This window comes from Marinomonas shanghaiensis, from assembly GCF_003259175.1.
GTDB classification, from domain to species: domain Bacteria; phylum Pseudomonadota; class Gammaproteobacteria; order Pseudomonadales; family Marinomonadaceae; genus Marinomonas; species Marinomonas shanghaiensis.
The window spans coordinates 58592-76654 of the sequence record NZ_QGOK01000021.1; the positions used below are offsets into that span (position 1 = coordinate 58592).

An 18063-nucleotide genomic window follows, 5' to 3' on the forward strand; every position below is an offset into this window, starting at 1 on the left:
ATTTTTTCATATTTTAAGGCGGGTTAAACACTCATGGCGACACGATATATTTTCGTTACAGGCGGTGTAGTTTCATCTCTTGGTAAAGGTTTGGCAGCAGCATCTTTGGCCGCTATCCTTGAATCTCGTGGTCTAAAAGTCACCATGCTAAAGCTAGATCCCTACATCAACGTGGATCCTGGCACCATGAGTCCTTTCCAGCACGGCGAAGTGTACGTCACAGAAGACGGCGCCGAAACGGATCTAGATCTTGGCCATTATGAGCGCTTTATCTCTACTAAAATGGGCAAACGTAATAACTTTACCAGTGGTCGTGTTTATCAGCATGTTCTGAAAAAAGAACGTCGTGGTGAATACCTTGGTGGTACGGTGCAAGTGATTCCTCATATTACCGATGAAATCAAACGCCGCGTTCTTTCTGGTGCTGAAGGCGCTGACGTCGCTTTGGTTGAAATTGGCGGTACGGTAGGCGATATCGAATCACAACCTTTCTTAGAAGCGGTTCGTCAGCTTAAAGTAGAGCTGGGATCTCGTCGCGCTTTATTCATGCACTTAACATTAGTGCCTTACATTCGTACTGCGGGTGAAACCAAGACCAAACCGACACAGCACTCTGTAAAAGAGCTGCGTTCTATTGGTATTCAGCCTGATATTCTTATTTGTCGCTCAGAAGTGTCGATTGAAGCGCCAGAGCGTAAGAAAATTGCGTTGTTCACAAGCGTAGAAGAGCGTGCTGTTATTTCTCTTCCTGACGCCGATACGATTTACCGTATTCCACAGATGCTAAACGATCAAGGTTTGGACAGTCTGATTGTTGAATACTTTAATCTAGATTGTAATATGCCAGATCTTGAGATTTGGAATAAGGTCACTCAGGCGAAACTGAATCCAGAAAAACAAATCAATATTGCCATGGTCGGTAAGTACATGGAATTGCTGGATGCGTATAAATCTTTGATTGAAGCAATGGATCATGCTGGTATTCACGCTCGCACTAAGGTGAAATTGCATTATATTGATTCTGAAAGCATTGAAGAAAAAGGCACTGACGCTCTAAAAGGAATGGATGCGATCCTAGTTCCTGGCGGTTTTGGTGAGCGCGGTGTGGAAGGTAAGATTTTAACAGCGCAATATGCCCGTGAAAACAAAGTACCATACTTGGGTATTTGTTTGGGTATGCAAGTAGCGGTTATCGAATTTGCTCGAAATGTGGCAAACTTAACAGGTGCTCACAGCACTGAGTTTAATTTAAAAGCAGAGAACCCAGTCGTTGGTCTGATCACAGAATGGACAAACGCAGAGGGTTCCAAAGAAATCCGGTCAGAGGAATCCGATCTAGGTGGTACGATGCGTCTTGGCGCGCAGAACTGTAATCTTACGGAAGGCACAAAGGCCTTTGAAGCGTATGGTAAAGCTGTGATTAAAGAACGTCATCGTCATCGTTATGAAGTGAACAACTTTTATGTTGAAGCGTTGGAAAAAGCAGGCTTAACGATTTCTGGTCGTTCAGAAGACAATTCTTTGGTTGAGATGGTAGAAATTGCCGATCATCCATGGTTTGTTGCTTGTCAGTTCCACCCTGAATTCACCTCTACGCCTAGATATGGACACGGCCTGTTTAGTGCCTTTGTACATGCGGCGCTGAAATATGCAGGAAAAGAAAAATAAGTAGCGCAAACAGGCAGTTTGTGATTTTTCATTTATTTTAAGAGGTTTGTTATGAGTCAAATCGTTGATATTAAAGCCAGAGAAGTTTTAGATTCTCGTGGTAACCCTACTGTGGAAGCGGATGTTATTTTGGCAGACGGTTCTGTAGGTTCAGCGTGTGCACCGTCTGGTGCCTCTACCGGTTCTCGTGAAGCTTTAGAATTACGCGATGGCGATAAAAGTCGTTATCTAGGCAAAGGGGTATTAAAAGCGGTGGCTGCGGTAAATGGCCCAATCCGTGATGCCTTAATCGGTAAAGATGCCCTTGCTCAAGCTGAACTAGATCATATTATGATTGATCTTGATGGCACAGAAAACAAATCTACCTTTGGGGCTAATGCTATTTTGGCGGTTTCTTTGGCAGCGGCGAAAGCCGCAGCGATTTCTAAGAAGATCCCATTATACGCGCACATTGCAGACATAAATGGTACACCAGGCGTTTACTCAATGCCTGTACCTATGATGAACATTATCAATGGTGGCGAGCACGCAGACAACAACGTTGATATTCAAGAGTTCATGATTCAGCCTGTTGGCGCGCCAAACTTTCGTGAAGCATTGCGCTACGGCGCGGAAATCTTCCATGCACTGAAAAAAGTATTGAGTGACCGTGGTCTAAATACAGCGGTGGGTGATGAAGGTGGCTTTGCTCCTAACCTTGCGTCTAACGCTGAAGCATTGGCGGTTATCAAAGAAGCTGTTGCCGCGGCTGGTTATGAGCTAGGCAAAGACATTACCTTGGCGATGGACTGTGCTGCCTCTGAATTTTATGAAGATGGTAAGTACAACCTAAAAGGCGAAGGTAAAGTTTTCACCTCAGAAGGTTTCTCTGATTATCTTGCTGAGCTTTGCGAGCAGTACCCCATCGTTTCTATCGAAGATGGTTTAAATGAGTCAGATTGGGAAGGTTTTGCTTACCAAACTAAAATTCTTGGCGATAAAATCCAGCTAGTGGGTGACGATCTTTTTGTTACTAATACTAAGATTTTGAAGCGTGGTATCGATGAGGGTATTGCCAACTCTATCTTGATTAAATTTAACCAAATCGGTTCTTTGACCGAGACGTTAGAAGCCATCAAGATGGCAAAAGCGGCCGGTTATACGGCGGTTATTTCTCACCGTTCTGGTGAAACCGAAGATGCAACCATTGCTGACCTTGCTGTTGGTACTGCTGCGGGTCAAATTAAAACGGGTTCTCTATGCCGTTCTGACCGTGTGGCTAAGTATAACCAATTGCTACGTATTGAAGAGCAATTAGGTGGCAAAGCACCTTACAAAGGTCGTTCTGAGATCAAAGGTCAGGCGTAATATCGTCTGACTTCATAAAGGGAGAACTTGGTTCTCCCTTTTTTTATTTTTTTTTGCTTCAATTCCTTCGATAATAGGGAATGTATTTTTTTAGAGGTTGAGGGTGTTGTATGGCACGTTTGTTAATTTTTTTCTTTGTTTGTGCCGTGGGCTATCAATCCTATCATTTGTATTTTGGTGAACAGGGCATTAAGCGTCAGGAAGAACTAGCAAAACAGATTGCCTATCAAGAGCGTATCAATTTGCGCTTGAAACACCGAAATCAAGCATTAAGAGCTCAAGTGAATGATCTTCGTCTTGGCGAAGAGGCTGTAGAAGAACATGTGCGTAGCGAGCTTCAATATATAAAAGATGGTGAAGTGTTTTATCGTATGGTGAATAAAAAATGACAAAGCCTCTGTGGGTTCTTATTCCTGCTGCTGGTGTGGGCCAACGAATGCAAGCGAACTGTCCAAAACAATATCTATCGCTTGCTGGAAAAACCATATTAGATCGTTCTATTGCGGTTTTTATTACTCACCCACGTATTGCGGGTGTGCTTGTCGGGGTCAGTGAAAACGATCCTTATTGGCCCGATTCAGCTTGGCATGATCACGGTTGTGTCCATAGCTTTGTCGGTGGTAAAGAGCGCAGTGATACCGTACAAAAAGGGTTGCGCTATTTACTGGGTACAATCGACGGGGAGGAACAAGAGGTTTTGGTTCATGATGCAGCGCGCCCTTTGTTAAGCCAAACGGCGTTGAACCGAATTATCAATCACCATTCTGCGCAGGGGGCATTATTAGCCATGCCTGCCAAAGATACGATCAAGCTGCAGATGTCTGATTTACCCTTGGTTGATGCGACTCTAGATCGTAATGCGATCTGGTTGGCACAGACACCGCAGAAATTTCCAGCCCATGCTTTATTAGAGGCATTAGAGAAAGCGCAAGCACAGGGAATATCCGTGACAGACGAATGTTCCGCGATGGAATTTATTGGTTGGCATCCTGATCTTGTCGTCGGTGAGAGCAGCAATATAAAAATCACGTTACCTGAAGATTTGCTGATTGCTGAAGCGCTTTTTTCTTATCTTTCTCATTCAAACTGTTGATGCCATTCATAACACAGGAGTAATCATCATGATGCCGTTTCGTATCGGTCATGGTTTTGATGTTCATAAATTTGGCGAGGGAGATCACATTGTCATTGGCGGCGTTGTTATCCCTTATTCCCAAGGGTTGATTGCTCACTCTGATGGTGATGTTGCCTTGCATGCTTTGACGGATGCTTTGTTAGGAGCGGCTGCTCTGGGAGATATCGGAAAGCATTTTCCAGATACGGATGCCGCTTTTGCTGGTGCAGACAGTCGTATGTTATTAAAACGTGCTTATCAAGAGATACAGCTGCTTGGTTTTTGTGTCGCCAATGTGGACGTTACTATTATCGCAGAGGCTCCTAAAATGCGCCCTTATATCGATGCAATGCGAGCCAACATAGCAGAAGATTTGGCGATAAACATTGGCGCGGTCAATGTAAAAGCTACCACGACAGAAAAGCTTGGCTTTACAGGTCGAAAAGAAGGTATTGCTGTGGAAGCGGTCGCCCTTATTTTCAAGCAAGCTCTTTTCAATTAAGTTTTATTTTATTCAAGGTAATGTATGAATACCGAATGGCGATATGCTTGGTCTAAGCCGACTGTGACTGGGGATTTGAAAACCCACGTACAAGACTTCTATGTCGAAGAGCAGTTGGGTTTTGAGCCTGATGGTAAAGGAGAGTTTTGTTTTGTCTTTATCGAGAAAGAGGGCATCAATACCGATTTTCTTGCCAAACGTTTGGCTCAGATGGCAGGCATTGCTCCTGATAAAGTGACTTACAGTGGCGTGAAAGACCGTCATGCTTGTACACGCCAATGGTTTTGTTTACATGTTTTGAACCGTGAACCAGATTTTTCGACTATTCAGGCCGCCTTTAGAGAGCCTGAAAATGTCCGTGTAGTGGCGCAACTGCGCCATTCGAAAAAGCTTCGTACAGGCACACATTTAGCGAATCGTTTTGTGATTCGACTGCGTGAAATTCATGGGGATTTGGATGAGCTAGAAGGCCGTCTAAATTTGATAAAGCAGGCTGGCGTGCCTAATTATTACGGTCCTCAACGTTTCGGTATAAACGGTAATAATTTGCACAACGGCAAAGATTTTGTCTTAAAAGGGCGGCAAAGTCGCCGCAAGTTATCAAAGACAGAATCTTTTTGGTTATCGGCTATTCGTTCTTGGTGTTTCAATGAGGCGCTAAGTGATCAGGTCGAAAATGGTATGTGGATGCGTTTATGCGATGGTGACATCGCTCAATTTCAGCATAAGGATGAGCAATTTCGAGTAAAAGAAGTGGGCGCGCTCATGCACTTAAGTGTGCTGCGAGGTCATATAAGCCCTGTTCTGCCTATGATCAGCGAAGGTTGGGAGGCGGGGACAGGCGCTCAACGAGAACTCGTGATGAAACATTCTTTGTCTGATAGCACGGCGTTGGTCGAGGCTTTGATTGCCTTTGACCTTTCTAGAGACAGTCGATTGGCGCGTCTTGTGCCCATGAACATGGCGTGGGAATTGCTAAGAGAGGAGGGAAAGGGGGCGCAATTGATCGTTGAGTTCTCTTTAACCAAAGGTTGTTTTGCCACGAGTATTTTGCGTGAGATGATAGATTTTACGGACAAGTCAGCTGAGAAATACCATGAGAATTTTGATCGCCAATGATGATGGCCTAGATGCCGTTGGTATACAAACACTGGCTCGATATTTACAGCAAGAATACGCGATTCTAGTGGTTGCTCCCGATCGTAACCGTAGTGGAGCGAGTAATTCGTTGACGTTAACTCGCCCTGTGCAGCCCGTTAACGTTGCCGCTCATCAATATAGAGTGGATGGGACCCCCACAGATTGCGTTAACCTTGCCTTGTCTGGTGTCATTGAGGGTGACGTTGATTTGGTCGTATCGGGTATTAATCATGGCGCAAATTTGGGGGATGATGTTATTTATTCCGGTACGGTTGCCGCTGCGATGGAGGCTCGTCATTTAGGGCGTCCTGCTTTGGCTGTTTCTTTGGTAGGAAGTCAACATTTTGATACGGCCGCAAAAGTGGTTATGCAGTTATTAAAAGATGCTCATACGCTGACTTTGCCAGTTGGTATTTTATTGAATGTGAACGTGCCAGACATGCCTTATGATGAGCTGAAAGGTATACAGGTAACACGCCTTGGTTATCGTCATAAGGCTCAAGCTCCCGTTTCAGCTCAACACCCTAGGGGATTACCCAGTTTTTGGATTGGCGCCTTATCAGGGCCTCATGATGAGTCTGAAGGAACGGATTTTTGTGCGATTAAGAATGGCTACGTTTCAATCACGCCGATTCATACCGATATGACGTGTTATGGAGCTCAATCTCTTCTTACAGGATGGACTGACACTGTCACACTATGAGCTTGCATGATCTTAATTGGTTGATCTCACACTCTGAACCCAAAGCAACGAAGATGATTCACTATCTTAGGGATCAGGGCATTAATCACGAAGAATTATTGGCGCTGATGGGAAGCCTTCCGCGTCATGAGTTCGTCGAGTCAGCCTTTTCTCACCTCGCTTATTCTGCGACAGCGCTTCCGATAGGACGTAATCAAACCATTAGTCAGCCGCTAACGGTGGCCAGAATGACGCAGTGGCTTTTGACGTATGCTCGTCTTGGTCGAGTGTTGGAAATCGGCACAGGATCAGGTTATCAAACTCGAATTTTGGCGCATTTTTTTAATAAAGTTCACACTGTTGAGCGTCAACAGTGGCTTTATATGCGGGCAAAACAACGTTTATTGTCCATGGGAGTGAAAAATGTGGAGTATTTGTTTGCCGATGGGCAAACTGGCTGGCCTCATAAAGTGGAAATGGATGCTGTTATTATTACAGCGATGGCGAGCAAGATTCCTTTGGCTTTAACCAGTTGCCTTAAACAACAAGGTATTTTAATTATGCCCATTGATCACCCTACTCCGCAAATAGGTTGTTGGCGTAAAGAGGGGGAGCGTTGGAAGTGTCTGGGAGCGGAACCGGCTTTTTTTGTCCCATTATTAGAAGGATTGGAACATGCCTAAATGGCTGAAAGTGTATTTGAGTGGTCTATTGATGGGAGCGGCAGATGTTGTTCCCGGTGTTTCTGGCGGGACCATTGCCTTTATTCTAGGAGTCTATGATCGTTTAATTAGCGCATTAAGCGGTGTCAATAAACACAGCGTTACACTGTTATTAAAATGCGATGTAAAAGCGCTATGGCGTCATTTTGACGGTACTTTCTTATTAACCCTAGGTTCAGGTATTGTTACCAGTATTTTTCTGCTAGCAGGCTTAATAACGCATTTGCTTGCCGAATACCCCAGTTACTTATGGAGTTTCTTTTTTGGCCTCATTTTGGCTTCTGCGTATTTTTTGATTCATCAGATTATCGGCTTTTCATGGCGACATTTTATTGGCCTGATTCTGGGGGGTGCTGTTGGAGCTAGTTTGTCTTTGCTTGTTCCTACCCAACTCAATACATCGTTATTAATGGTGTTTTTCTCCGGAATGATTGCGATTTGCGCGATGATCTTGCCCGGTATTTCGGGTAGTTTTTTGCTACTTATGATGGGGATGTACGGCTTTATTTTATCAGCGGTAAAAAACCTAGACTTCTCGGTGATTTTTATTTTTGCTGCTGGTGCATTGATTGGGTTGTTAAGCTTTTCTAAAGTTCTACATTATTTGCTTAATCATGCCAGATCGATGACTTTGTCGTTTCTTACGGGTGTTATGCTTGGCGCGTTAGTGAAGGTTTGGCCGTGGAAGGTGACAGATACGTGGACGACCGTTGGTGATAAAAAGTTGCCTTTAGAAGAGCACCTTGTTTTGCCATGGGATTTGCCTGGTTTTAATTGGCCAAGTGATTTGTTGCTGCCTTTAGTGTTTGTTTTGGTTGGGTTCTTGAGTGTTATTCTTATTTCTTACATATTATTACCAAAATCAGACAAATAGTAATAATTCAATTTAAGCGAATATCGGGGTAAAGCATTATTCATTGTCCTGTCTTAAAAAGTCATGGTGTTTTCTTGCCTGCTTGCTTGTTAAGCAGGCTGGTATTGCTATGTCTTTTCTTGACAGGATGCTCCTACGAAGTGTTGCATTATCCAACACAAAGCAGTTCAACTTCTGCCGCTAATAGCGTTGGTGTATCTTCTATACCAACATCAGGCTTGTACACAGTACAAAGTGGTGACACCTTGTTTTCTATTGCTTTTCGGTATGGTTTGGACTATCGAGAGCTGGCAAAATTTAATCGTATTAACCCTCCTTACACTATCTATCCACAGCAAAAAATTCGGCTGGGGAGTCTTGCAAAGCCATCATCTGTTATTGTAGATAATGTGGAACCCAACGCTGAAGTCATTGTCAAACAGACAGCGCCTATCGCGCAAACAGGGAAAGCTGCTCCGACTGTAGTGCCTTCTAGCAGCGCGGTTATTGTGTCGGAAAAAACACCTAAAAGTACTGCTAAAGACAAAAAAGACGAAAAAGTATTGAGTAATTGGTCATGGCCAGTGGTTGGTAAAGTCACTAGGGGCTTTTCAAATGCTGGCGTTAGTAGTAAAGGTATAGACATCAGAGCGGAGCAGGGAGCATTAGTGAAAGCAGCAGCCGATGGTACCGTAGTTTATGCGGGTAGTGGTCTTATCGGTTATGGTAACCTTGTTATTGTGAAGCATAATGATGTATACCTTAGTGCCTATGCTTATAACGAAAGGATTTTAGTAAAAGAACAACAAAGTGTTCGGGTTGGCGATTCCCTCGCTGTGATTGGTGGCAAAGGAACTGACAGGCCCTTATTGCATTTTGAAGTTCGACGTGATGGTAGGCCAATCGACCCGCTAGATGTTTTACCTAAAATAAATTAAGCGAGATGAGCGTTTAAGGAGGGGGCATGAAGTTAGCCAATATGGATAAAGAAGCAGCTAAGATTTCGGATACTGGTGATTTTGATCTTGATACACTGGAAGACTTTGTCGAAGAGGACGATGAGCTTATTGACGAAGAGTTTGAGTCGGCAGTTAGCGCTCGTTATGCTGAGGCTGATTCGAGTCGTCATCTTGATGTAACTCAACTCTATTTAAGTGAGATTGGCTTTTCGCCATTACTGACAGCAGAAGAGGAAGTGTATTTTGCTCGTCTTGCGCTTAAAGGTGATGCTAAAGCGCGCAAGCGAATGATAGAAAGTAATTTGCGATTGGTGGTGAAGATATCCCGTCGTTATTTGAATCGAGGGCTTTCTCTTCTCGACTTAATTGAAGAGGGAAATTTAGGGTTAATCAGAGCCGTAGAAAAATTTGACCCAGAGCGAGGCTTTCGCTTTTCTACTTACGCGACATGGTGGATACGCCAAACCATAGAGCGTGCCATCATGAATCAAACTCGAACTATCCGCTTACCCATACATGTTGTAAAAGAGCTCAATGTGTATTTACGGGCGGCTCGTGAGTTGACGCAAAAGTTAGACCATGAGCCAAGTGCGGAAGAAATAGCTGAAATGCTAGATTGTCCTGTTGAAGATGTTCAAAAAATGCTCGGTCTAAATGAAAAGATCAGCTCTATTGATGCGACATTTGGCGGAGATGATAACGATAAAAGCTTGGTGGAGATTTTAGCGGATACCATCCATCAAGGCCCAGAAGCGGATCGACAAGATGGTGATGTCCTTCACAGTATAGAGCTTTGGCTAGATGAGTTGAGCGAAAAGCAATGCGAAGTAATAACTCGTCGTTTTGGTCTGCGTGGTCATGAGGCAAGCACATTGGAGCATGTCGGTGCCGAAATCGGTTTAACACGTGAAAGAGTGCGCCAAATTCAAGTGGAAGCGCTGCGCAAATTGCGTCTAATCATGGACAAAGAAGGGTTATCACTTGACGATGTGATTCGCTTTGAAGACTAAATAACTTGTTTACGATTCTTGATGGTCGATCAATGTCCTTTGCCAAGGTGACATAGAAAAACCTCAATAATCAGTTAATAAAAAAGACCCAGGCGGGTCTTTTTTATTAAGGTTTAGCAGCACTATTGCTCTTAGGATTCAGGGTCGGTAATGTCGATAATATGTTGATGAATTTGGCGTTTATATTTGTCGGACATACCTTTCACTTCGTAGGCTAAAATCTCTTTGCCATCGTTTTCTAATATTTCCGGTAGCCCAGTGAAAACTCGGTTTTGTATATGAGGTAAAGTAAAAATATCCTCACTAATCAGAAGTTTGTTGACACTTTCAGATCGACTAAGTTGGTGAACGCTCTCCAATAGTGCGTCTATTTTTTCGGGTTCAAAATGGTTTTCTTTCACCATGTTGGTGATGTGTGTATTGCCTTGGTGCAGTCCCAAGTGGAAAGTAAGCGGGGGGGTGTCAGCATACAGTTCGTTTTCTAACAGCTTATTGATTAAACCTAAAAAGAGCTGAGCGGTGCAGACAGCGTTGATGTAGAGATTATCTTCGCAGTGAAGGGCGCTAAAAAGAATCACGGCCGAATCGTTTTTGTACTGATGGACTTGTCCTAGGTATATTTCACTGGCTTGAAACATGGCGCGATACACTGGCGTCAGTAAATTGGCGACTTGCAGCGGTGTCATATCTTTGTGCCAAGTTTCTAAATTTAATATGTCAAAGTAGAGAATGCAGCTGCGCTGTCTAGATTCTTCAAAAATGGCGTCGAAGTTGATTTCAATCTGCACTTTCTTCGCCGCTTTAGTGATATCTTCTTCTTTAGGCGTGTCTTCGACCACCTCTTTAGGAGGGATAAGTGTCTGTATGGTTGTGACAGCGTCATGCAGCTGTCTTGCTTCTTTGTAGATGGGTGAACTTAACGCTTTAGGTTCACGACCTTTGCCATGAGATAGTAATGCGAAAGTGGCTTCATTGATTGGGGAGAAAAGCCATTTTGTGATCAATGCGATAATCAGTAAAGCGATAGTACTGGTAAAAATGGCCACACCAATCAGTAGATTATTGAGGTGTTGTAAAGTCGCTTGGGCTGGTGTTTTGTCTAACGTGATTAAAACGTGTCCAACTATTTCGTCTCTAAACTTAATGCTTGAACTGTAAACACGACGTTGCTCGTTTGGACGTAAGTCTTGTTCCGTTGGAATGTTGCTAGGATTACCGCTATTGGCTTCTGCCAGTAGTTCGTCTTTTTTATTGTAAACTCGAGCGCTTAAAATATTGTCATCAACAACGAGGCGATTGAGCAATACGTTCAAACTTAATAGGTCGTTGTTCAAGATGGATTGAGTGGCATTAAAAGCCGCTTGGGTTGCCAAACTACTGCCTAATACTTCGGTCTGCTGAGATAAATAATTGCCGAGCGCATGTGTCATCGTGTACCAAAAAATACAGACGGTAAGGATGATAAGTGAAATAAAAGTGGCAACAGTGATGGTGTAGGCACTGAGCCTTTTTCGAATAAAAGCAGATATTGCTTTCGTTTTTGGTTGGGTGTCCATTCACTTCCTTTGGGGGTAACTCGTCAACAATGGCTCAAGTATACACGAGACTATTGCTCAACTATTGTTGTGAACAATACTTTGTTACGATTCGAGCGAAATAACTCATGTATGGCTTTGAGTGCCGTTTTTATTGCACATTTCAGTGTCTCTATACATCATAACGGCCATTTTCTAAATTCTTTAAATTAGAACAGGTGCTTAGCGAAAAGAAAACGATTTGCTATAGTAACGGCCTTATCGAATGAGGAGCCTTTATGTCTGCCAGTATTACCCTTATTGGGTCTTTGACCCCTGAATATCTCGATCAATTTACTGTTTGGTTAGGCGAGAAAGGTTTGCGGGGTTCGAGTCACTTGTTAACGCAAGAAGGTGACATTGTGTCTGTAGTACAGATACGCCTAGCCTCTGCAACAACAAACAGCGCTGATCTTCGTGCCGCGCTTTTGGTTTTATCGAATGAAACTGGTATTGATCATATTTATCAAGCGACTATGTTGGACATAAAGGCTGGTGGTTTAGCGGTCTTTGATATGGATTCTACGCTGATTAAAGCAGAGGTAATGGATGAGTTAGCGATAGAGGCTGGCATTGGGCAACAAATTTCGGCCATCACCGCAAGCGCTATGCGTGGCGAAATTGATTTTGTTGAGAGCTTTGTACAGCGTTTAGCCCTATTAAAAGGGCTGAGTAGTGATGTCATGGACGGCGTGTATAAAAGAATTGAGCACATGGATGGGATTTCCACACTAATGACGGTGTTGCATCATTATGGTTGGCATACCGCGATTTTGTCGGGTGGTTTTACCTATTTTGCTGATAGAGTTCAGGCGGAATATGGCATGTCAGAAGTGCATGCTAATGTGTTGGAAATTCAGCAAAATGAGTTAACAGGAAAACATTTAGGCCCGATCGTTGATGGGGAGCGTAAAAAGCTTTTACTAACGAATATTGCCGAAGCGCAAAAAATCGATCCGAAGCAGACGATTGCTTGCGGTGACGGTGCGAACGATTTATTAATGTTAAATCATGCTGCTTTAGGCGTTGCCTTGCATGCTAAACCGTTAGTGCGACAGCAGTCCCCTTGTCCGATGAATAATCTTGGACTAGATGGGATTCTCTATCTATTAGGGATGACCTCCATGCAAATTCAAGCGTTGACGACGAGTGAATAATCTTTCAATCGCTTAAAAGACCGCTATTGTCCTGTATAAAAGCTTGTTATGATTCTCAATTATAATGATAACAAGCTTGGCTGGGGTGTTGTTTTGTCAGAGATAAGATTGTCTGATATCGATTTAAATCTATTGTATGTTTTTTTGGTTTTAATCGAAGAGCTCAATGTCACGAAAGCAGCGACGCGGCTGAATGTTTCTCAACCCGCTGTGAGTCGGTCTTTGTCGCGGTTGCGTGACGTTTTCAACGATCCTTTGTTTATCCGTACGTCACATGGGTTGTCCGCGACCGCAAAAACGCAAACGTTGGCGCCGCTTTTGGCCGATACCTTAAAAGGCCTGGAAAGTCTTATTCAACCCAGTCAGTTTACTCCTGAAACCAGTTTACGTCGTTTTATCTTATCCACAACGGATTTTGGTACGTTGACAGTCTTGCCGAAGATTTTAGACCAATTCCGCCAAAAAGCGCCGAGCGCCATTCTGGATGTTAAGTCATGGAACGAAGACATGGTGGCTGAACTTGATCAAACGAACATTGACGTCGCTGTCGCTGTTTTGTCCAAAGAGCCCCCAGCTGGCATTCGGGCGATGCGTTTAAAGAGTGATCGCATGGTGTGTTTGGCTCGCAAAGGTCATCCTAGCATTCAGGATGCACTCACGTTGGAAAGCTATTTACAGGCAAGCCATGTGCAAGTGGTATTGGGTCGTCGAGAGTATTTTGCAGTCGATCGTGAGTTGGACAAAATGGGGCATAAGCGGCACGTTGCTGTGCATTTACCTAATTTTGTACCCGCGGCAAGAGTTGTCATGGACAGTGATTTATTATTAACAGTGCCAAGACTTTTTGCCGAGGATATGGTTGGAACCGTATCTGAAATGGCGTTGTATGAATTACCCTTCCCAACGCGCGAATTTGATTATTCAATGATTTGGCATGAGCGTTTCCAACACGATGCCGCTCATGTTTGGTTTAGGGGCTTGTTAAGAAAGGCATTTCTTGATGCTTCGACCAAAAGTTAGCCCGTTAGTGTAGACGCTTATACTTCTTGGTTTGACAAGCGTGCAACCCATTCTTTTGTTAATACTTCGACTAAGCTGTAACGTCGAAGCGTCATAGCTTCTTGTAAATCTGCAAAATGCTCTTCTAGGTAATCGTTTAAAATTTTATCCCTTAGGGCTATCAGGGATCGAATTTGTTCTGCTTGTTCATAAGTGACGTCTTTATTTTTTATGAGAGCATGAAGCACTTCTTTGCGTGACGAAATCTCGGCTTTGTAATGGTGTTTTAAAACGTATTGAGCAAGGTCTAACATCGAAGCAACAAGCAGTTGAAAAGAATGCTCTATTATCATGATGTCATCTTTTGAGTAAGCAACGGTTTTTGCGGCTTTCCTGAAAGCATCAAGCCGTTTGATCATTGCGTGTTGATGTTCATAAAGAGATTTTTCCCACTCAGTGTTACGCATTTTAGTTCGCCTTATAAGGAGAGTAAGCAGTGCTTTGTTTTATAAAGCACTGCTCTTAGTTTAGGCGAGTTCTATGAAAACAGGAAAGTCAGAAACCAGAGAAAGGATAAAAAGAATAGGAATGGCCGTATTCAACTTGTGTATTGGCTTTAACGTGAAGATATCCTTGGCTTTCGCAGGCCGCTAATAACGCCCCGGAGCTTTGCTGTGGGTGGGCATAGGCTAGACCATCTTGTCCAATAGCAACACGTAAAAATTCATCGCGTTGAATGGTTTTATGGCGGTTGAAGCCTGCGTCTACGAGGTAGGACTGCGGTGATTCAGTCATTTGACCGGCGCACAGAGACAGTAAGAGACGTGCGAACCAATGATAGGTGACTAGGGTAGAGCTTGGATTACCCGGTAAACCAAGGAAGGGGATGTCGTTAAGTGTGGCATGAACAAGAGGTTTGCCCGGTTTTATGGCAATTTTCCATAGATGTACGGTCCCCAGTTTTTCTAAGACTCCTTTTACATGATCTTCTTCGCCAACAGAAACACCTCCCGTGGATAAAATCACATCGCAAGATGCCATGAGGGTGTGCAATGCGGATTCGGTATCTTCCGGTGTGTCTGGCGCATGGAGGCAAGCAGTCACTTGATGGCCTGCTTGAGTCACCAGTGCGCTAAGCATAGGACCATTGGAGTTAAAGATTTGTCCCGTATGTAGTGATTCTCCCGCTGGGATAAGTTCATCGCCTGTTGTCAGTATGCCTACGCTGAGTTGTTTGTAGACGGTGATATTCGTAATACCAAGGCTGGATAAAAGACCAATATGCATCGGTGAAATCTTTTCGCCAAGGTGCACGACCGTTTGTCCCGCTTTCATATCTTGGCCTTTAGGGCGGATATTATCCCCTAAAATAGGACGTTCAGTGAACATGACGGTATTGCCATTTAGTTGGGCATTTTCCTGCATGACCACGGTGTCTGCGCCAAGCGGGATATTTGCCCCAGTGAAAATACGCGCGCAGGTTCCCTGCATAAGTGGTTGAGGTGTTTGCCCAGCGGCTATGCGTTGGCTGATACTGAATGGTCTGTCAATACGCCAATCGGCACTGGCAAGCGCATAGCCATCCATGGCACTGTTGTCATGAGGAGGGACAAATATCGGCGCGACAATATCGGCTGCAATGATACGTCCTACGGCTTTTACTAAGGGGATGGTTTCTTGTCCTACACGAACACTAGCACTGCGTCTAATTTCTTCTAGAGCCTCTTCAAAGGCGAGTAACGTGGACATATCCGTTAAGCCTCGTGCTGATTCGTGATGGGACCGATTAACATGCTGACAAAATTGCAGGGTCTGTGCGAGGCATTGAGCTGTTCTGCTAAAATGCCATTCCAAGCGGTTTTACAAGCACCGGTTGAGCCGGGTAAGCAAAAAATAAGCGTTTGGTTGGCTAATCCTGCAATCGCTCGAGACTGAATGGTTGATGTGCCAATTTCCGTATAAGAAATCTGTCGGAACAATTCACCAAAGCCCTCGATGGTTTTATCAAATAGCGGTGTCATGGCTTCTGGCGTGCTGTCACGAGAATAAAATCCTGTACCACCTGTGATGAGAACTACATGGGTTTCTTTATCTGCAATCCAGTTTGAGACAACGGCGCGCATTTGGTAAACATCGTCTTTAACGAGCTTTCTATCATTGAGTTTATGGCCTGCAGTGGTCAATAGTTCAATGAGTGCATCGCCGGAAGTATCCTCGGCAATCGAGCGAGTATCAGAAACGGTAAGTACACTGATATTGAGTGGGCGGAACGGTGTTGGTGTTTTTGCCATGAGAATTCCTTAGTTAGCCTCCGGTTGCGCTCATGAAGCGCAAAATTTGCGGGGCTTCATCGAGATTAAAGTGATGTTTTTGAGGTTTCAGTGCGAGCGCTTCAATAATCGCGCTTTCTAACGAGGTGGCGTCCGCAGAGCTCTCTCGAATGACACTTTTTAAATCTTTTGAGTGTTCATTGCCTAAACAGAGAAGCAGACGACCTTCGGCGGTTAACCTGACACGATTGCAGGTATCGCAAAAATTATGGCTATGTGGCGAAATAACACCAATTTTGTGGTCATACCCAGCAACCTGATAATAACGTGTTGGGCCACTTGTGGTGCTCGCACTGGGTGTGAGCTCATAATGTCTTCCCAGTGTTTCTATCACTTCGTCACTTGATAAGTAAGTGGCGGCTCGGTTGTGGTCAGTAATAATACCAAGTGGCATTTCTTCAATGAAACTGATGTCCATTTTGCGCTCTAAAGCAAAGTGAGCTAGGTCAAAAAGTTCATCGTCATTTTGGTTTTTCAGCATGACACTGTTAATTTTTAAGCGTTTAAACGGCAGTTTACTAGCCGCTTCTATCCCATCGATAACTTGTTGGAACTTGTCTCGACGAGTCAAGGTGTAAAATCGTTCTGCTTTTAGGGTGTCGAGACTGATGTTAATACGTGAGACACCCACGTCGAGTAGACTCTGCGCCATTTTGTAAAGCTGTGAACCATTGGTTGTAATAGTCAGTTCTTCTAAGCCGTTTGTGTTGGCGATTTGCTCTATGGCCCAAAGGATATTTTTTCGCACCAACGGCTCTCCCCCCGTTATTCTAATGCGCTTGGTGCCCATGGAGATAAAGGTCTTTGCCACATAAATGATCTCTTCTAAAGATAATATATGGTCTCTAGGCATGAAAGTGACGTCTTCGTCCATACAATAGGTACAACGAAAGTCGCATCGGTCGGTGACCGAAATGCGTAAATAATCTATTTTTCGACCAAATGGATCGATTAGAGCGGACGGGGACAAGAATAAATACCTCACAATCTAGGTGTCCATCAAAGCAAAAAAATGCCACTTTAGCAAAGTGAGACAAAAGATTTTGATCAGATTCTTGGTATTACTGTATTTTGTGCAGATTTTCTATTCAGACTGTTGCAAAAAAAACAGCATAATAAAAAGAATTATATTAGGTAGGAGGACGTTGTGAATCAAGTTGTTAATCATCTTATTGGTTTGTTAAAACTAGAACGTGTCTCGGCGACTCAATTTATTGGCCGTAGTCAGGATATAGGTTTCCCGAAATTATTTGGCGGGCAGGTGATTGGTCAAGGCTTGAGTGCGGCGACCCAAACAGTAGAGGGGCGGTTTCCGCATTCCCTGCATTGTTATTTCTTGAGACCCGGAGACTCAGCCCATCCTATCGAATATGACGTTGAAGTGATTAGAGATGGTGGGAGTTTCAGTGTTCGACGGGTGATTGCTTCGCAGTTTGGTAAAAGTATTTTGGCGATGACGGTGTCATTTCACATAACCGAAGCAGGATTAGATCATCAGGAAGCCATGCCTAATGTGCCAGGTCCCGAGTCATTTCAGTCTGAGTTGTCTCTTTATCGAGAGCATGCGGATGAAATTCCGTCCAAAGTGCGAGATTTGTTTACAGCAGATCGCCCCATTGAGTATCGAATCGTAGAGAATCAAAATCCCTTTCGTCCTCGTCCAGGGATTGCGAAGCGTCATATGTGGATTCGCAGCGTATCGGCTTTGCCTGATGATGCGTTAGTTCATCAGTCTATGTTGGCGTATACCACGGACTATGGTTTTATCGAAACTGCTTTGATGCCCCATGGTATTTCAATTGGTAGTCCTTATCTTACGGTGGCCAGTTTAGATCACGCTATTTGGTTCCATCGTCCATTCAGATTGGATGAATGGCTACTGTATGTTGCGGATTCACCGTCAGCGAATGCGGCTCGTGGGTTTGTGCGTGGGCAAATTTTTAATCAGAAAGGTGAGCTGGTGGCATCCACCGCTCAGGAAGGTTTGTTACGCTATTCTAAATAGA

19 protein-coding genes are annotated in these 18063 nt (G+C 44.0%); 14 read left to right on the top strand and 5 right to left on the bottom strand.

Annotated elements, in window-relative coordinates; all coding sequences use genetic code 11:
• Positions 1–33: 33 nt before the first annotated feature.
• From DKT73_RS16235 to rpoS, 11 genes are all read left to right on the top strand, one after another.
• Positions 34–1668, top strand: a complete 1635-nt coding sequence (locus tag DKT73_RS16235; RefSeq protein ID WP_111639600.1) for a CTP synthase — start codon at positions 34–36, stop codon at positions 1666–1668.
• A 51-nt stretch (positions 1669–1719) separates the two neighbouring features.
• A complete protein-coding gene (eno, locus tag DKT73_RS16240) occupies positions 1720–3015 on the top strand; it encodes a phosphopyruvate hydratase (protein WP_111639601.1) in 1296 nt (431 codons plus the stop codon).
• Positions 3016–3125: 110 nt separating this feature from the next.
• The gene (locus tag DKT73_RS16245; RefSeq protein ID WP_111639602.1) at positions 3126–3404 is read left to right on the top strand and encodes a septum formation initiator family protein; all 279 of its coding nucleotides are present in this window, start codon (positions 3126–3128) and stop codon (positions 3402–3404) included.
• Positions 3401–4108, top strand: a complete 708-nt coding sequence (gene ispD, locus DKT73_RS16250) for a 2-C-methyl-D-erythritol 4-phosphate cytidylyltransferase (RefSeq protein ID WP_111639603.1) — start codon at positions 3401–3403, stop codon at positions 4106–4108. Before DKT73_RS16245 ends, ispD begins: the two co-directional genes overlap by 4 nt.
• A 28-nt stretch (positions 4109–4136) precedes the next feature.
• The gene (gene ispF, locus DKT73_RS16255; protein ID WP_111639604.1) at positions 4137–4631 is read left to right on the top strand and encodes a 2-C-methyl-D-erythritol 2,4-cyclodiphosphate synthase; all 495 of its coding nucleotides are present in this window, start codon (positions 4137–4139) and stop codon (positions 4629–4631) included.
• Between the two features lie 24 nt (positions 4632–4655).
• A complete protein-coding gene (gene truD / locus DKT73_RS16260; RefSeq protein ID WP_111639605.1) occupies positions 4656–5750 on the top strand; it encodes a tRNA pseudouridine(13) synthase TruD in 1095 nt (364 codons plus the stop codon).
• Positions 5728–6474 (top strand): 5'/3'-nucleotidase SurE, encoded by a 747-nt coding sequence (surE, locus tag DKT73_RS16265; protein ID WP_111639606.1) that lies wholly within the window; start codon positions 5728–5730, stop codon positions 6472–6474. The genes truD and surE overlap by 23 nt, the downstream gene beginning before the upstream one ends.
• A complete protein-coding gene (locus tag DKT73_RS16270; protein WP_111639607.1) occupies positions 6471–7136 on the top strand; it encodes a protein-L-isoaspartate(D-aspartate) O-methyltransferase in 666 nt (221 codons plus the stop codon). Before surE ends, DKT73_RS16270 begins: the two co-directional genes overlap by 4 nt.
• A complete protein-coding gene (locus tag DKT73_RS16275; RefSeq protein WP_111639608.1) occupies positions 7129–8049 on the top strand; it encodes a DUF368 domain-containing protein in 921 nt (306 codons plus the stop codon). The genes DKT73_RS16270 and DKT73_RS16275 overlap by 8 nt, the downstream gene beginning before the upstream one ends.
• Positions 8050–8189: 140 nt before the next feature.
• Complete coding sequence (locus DKT73_RS16280; RefSeq protein WP_232827911.1) at positions 8190–8966, top strand: peptidoglycan DD-metalloendopeptidase family protein; 777 nt, start codon at positions 8190–8192, stop codon at positions 8964–8966.
• Positions 8967–8992: 26 nt separating this feature from the next.
• Positions 8993–9997, top strand: a complete 1005-nt coding sequence (gene rpoS / locus DKT73_RS16285) for an RNA polymerase sigma factor RpoS (protein ID WP_111639609.1) — start codon at positions 8993–8995, stop codon at positions 9995–9997.
• 131 nt (positions 9998–10128) lie between these two features.
• Here the strand turns inward: rpoS and DKT73_RS16290 are convergent, their stop codons facing one another.
• On the bottom strand, positions 10129–11553 hold the full coding sequence (locus DKT73_RS16290) for an AhpA/YtjB family protein (RefSeq protein ID WP_111639610.1): 1425 nt from the start codon (positions 11551–11553) through the stop codon (positions 10129–10131).
• A gap of 257 nt (positions 11554–11810) precedes the next feature.
• Between DKT73_RS16290 and serB the strand changes: the two genes are divergently transcribed.
• Both serB and DKT73_RS16300 read left to right on the top strand, forming a co-directional pair.
• Complete coding sequence (gene serB, locus DKT73_RS16295) at positions 11811–12728, top strand: phosphoserine phosphatase SerB (protein WP_111639611.1); 918 nt, start codon at positions 11811–11813, stop codon at positions 12726–12728.
• Positions 12729–12776: 48 nt separating this feature from the next.
• The gene (locus tag DKT73_RS16300) at positions 12777–13748 is read left to right on the top strand and encodes a LysR family transcriptional regulator (protein ID WP_111639612.1); all 972 of its coding nucleotides are present in this window, start codon (positions 12777–12779) and stop codon (positions 13746–13748) included.
• 17 nt (positions 13749–13765) lie between these two features.
• On the opposite strand, the gene DKT73_RS16305 is transcribed toward DKT73_RS16300, so the two are convergent.
• The 4 genes from DKT73_RS16305 to moaA all read right to left on the bottom strand — a co-directional run bounded on the left by DKT73_RS16305 (position 13766) and on the right by moaA (position 17027).
• On the bottom strand, positions 13766–14194 hold the full coding sequence (locus tag DKT73_RS16305) for a hypothetical protein (RefSeq protein ID WP_111639613.1): 429 nt from the start codon (positions 14192–14194) through the stop codon (positions 13766–13768).
• Between the two features lie 88 nt (positions 14195–14282).
• Positions 14283–15476, bottom strand: a complete 1194-nt coding sequence (locus DKT73_RS16310; RefSeq protein WP_111639614.1) for a molybdopterin molybdotransferase MoeA — start codon at positions 15474–15476, stop codon at positions 14283–14285.
• Between the two features lie 5 nt (positions 15477–15481).
• Complete coding sequence (gene moaB, locus DKT73_RS16315; protein ID WP_111639615.1) at positions 15482–16018, bottom strand: molybdenum cofactor biosynthesis protein B; 537 nt, start codon at positions 16016–16018, stop codon at positions 15482–15484.
• Positions 16019–16031: 13 nt separating this feature from the next.
• Positions 16032–17027 (bottom strand): GTP 3',8-cyclase MoaA, encoded by a 996-nt coding sequence (gene moaA / locus DKT73_RS16320; RefSeq protein WP_111639616.1) that lies wholly within the window; start codon positions 17025–17027, stop codon positions 16032–16034.
• A 177-nt stretch (positions 17028–17204) separates the two neighbouring features.
• Between moaA and DKT73_RS16325 the strand changes: the two genes are divergently transcribed.
• Positions 17205–18062: an acyl-CoA thioesterase domain-containing protein gene (locus DKT73_RS16325; protein WP_111639617.1), complete on the top strand. Its 858-nt coding sequence runs from the start codon at positions 17205–17207 to the stop codon at positions 18060–18062.
• The last annotated feature ends 1 nt before the right edge of the window (position 18063 follow it).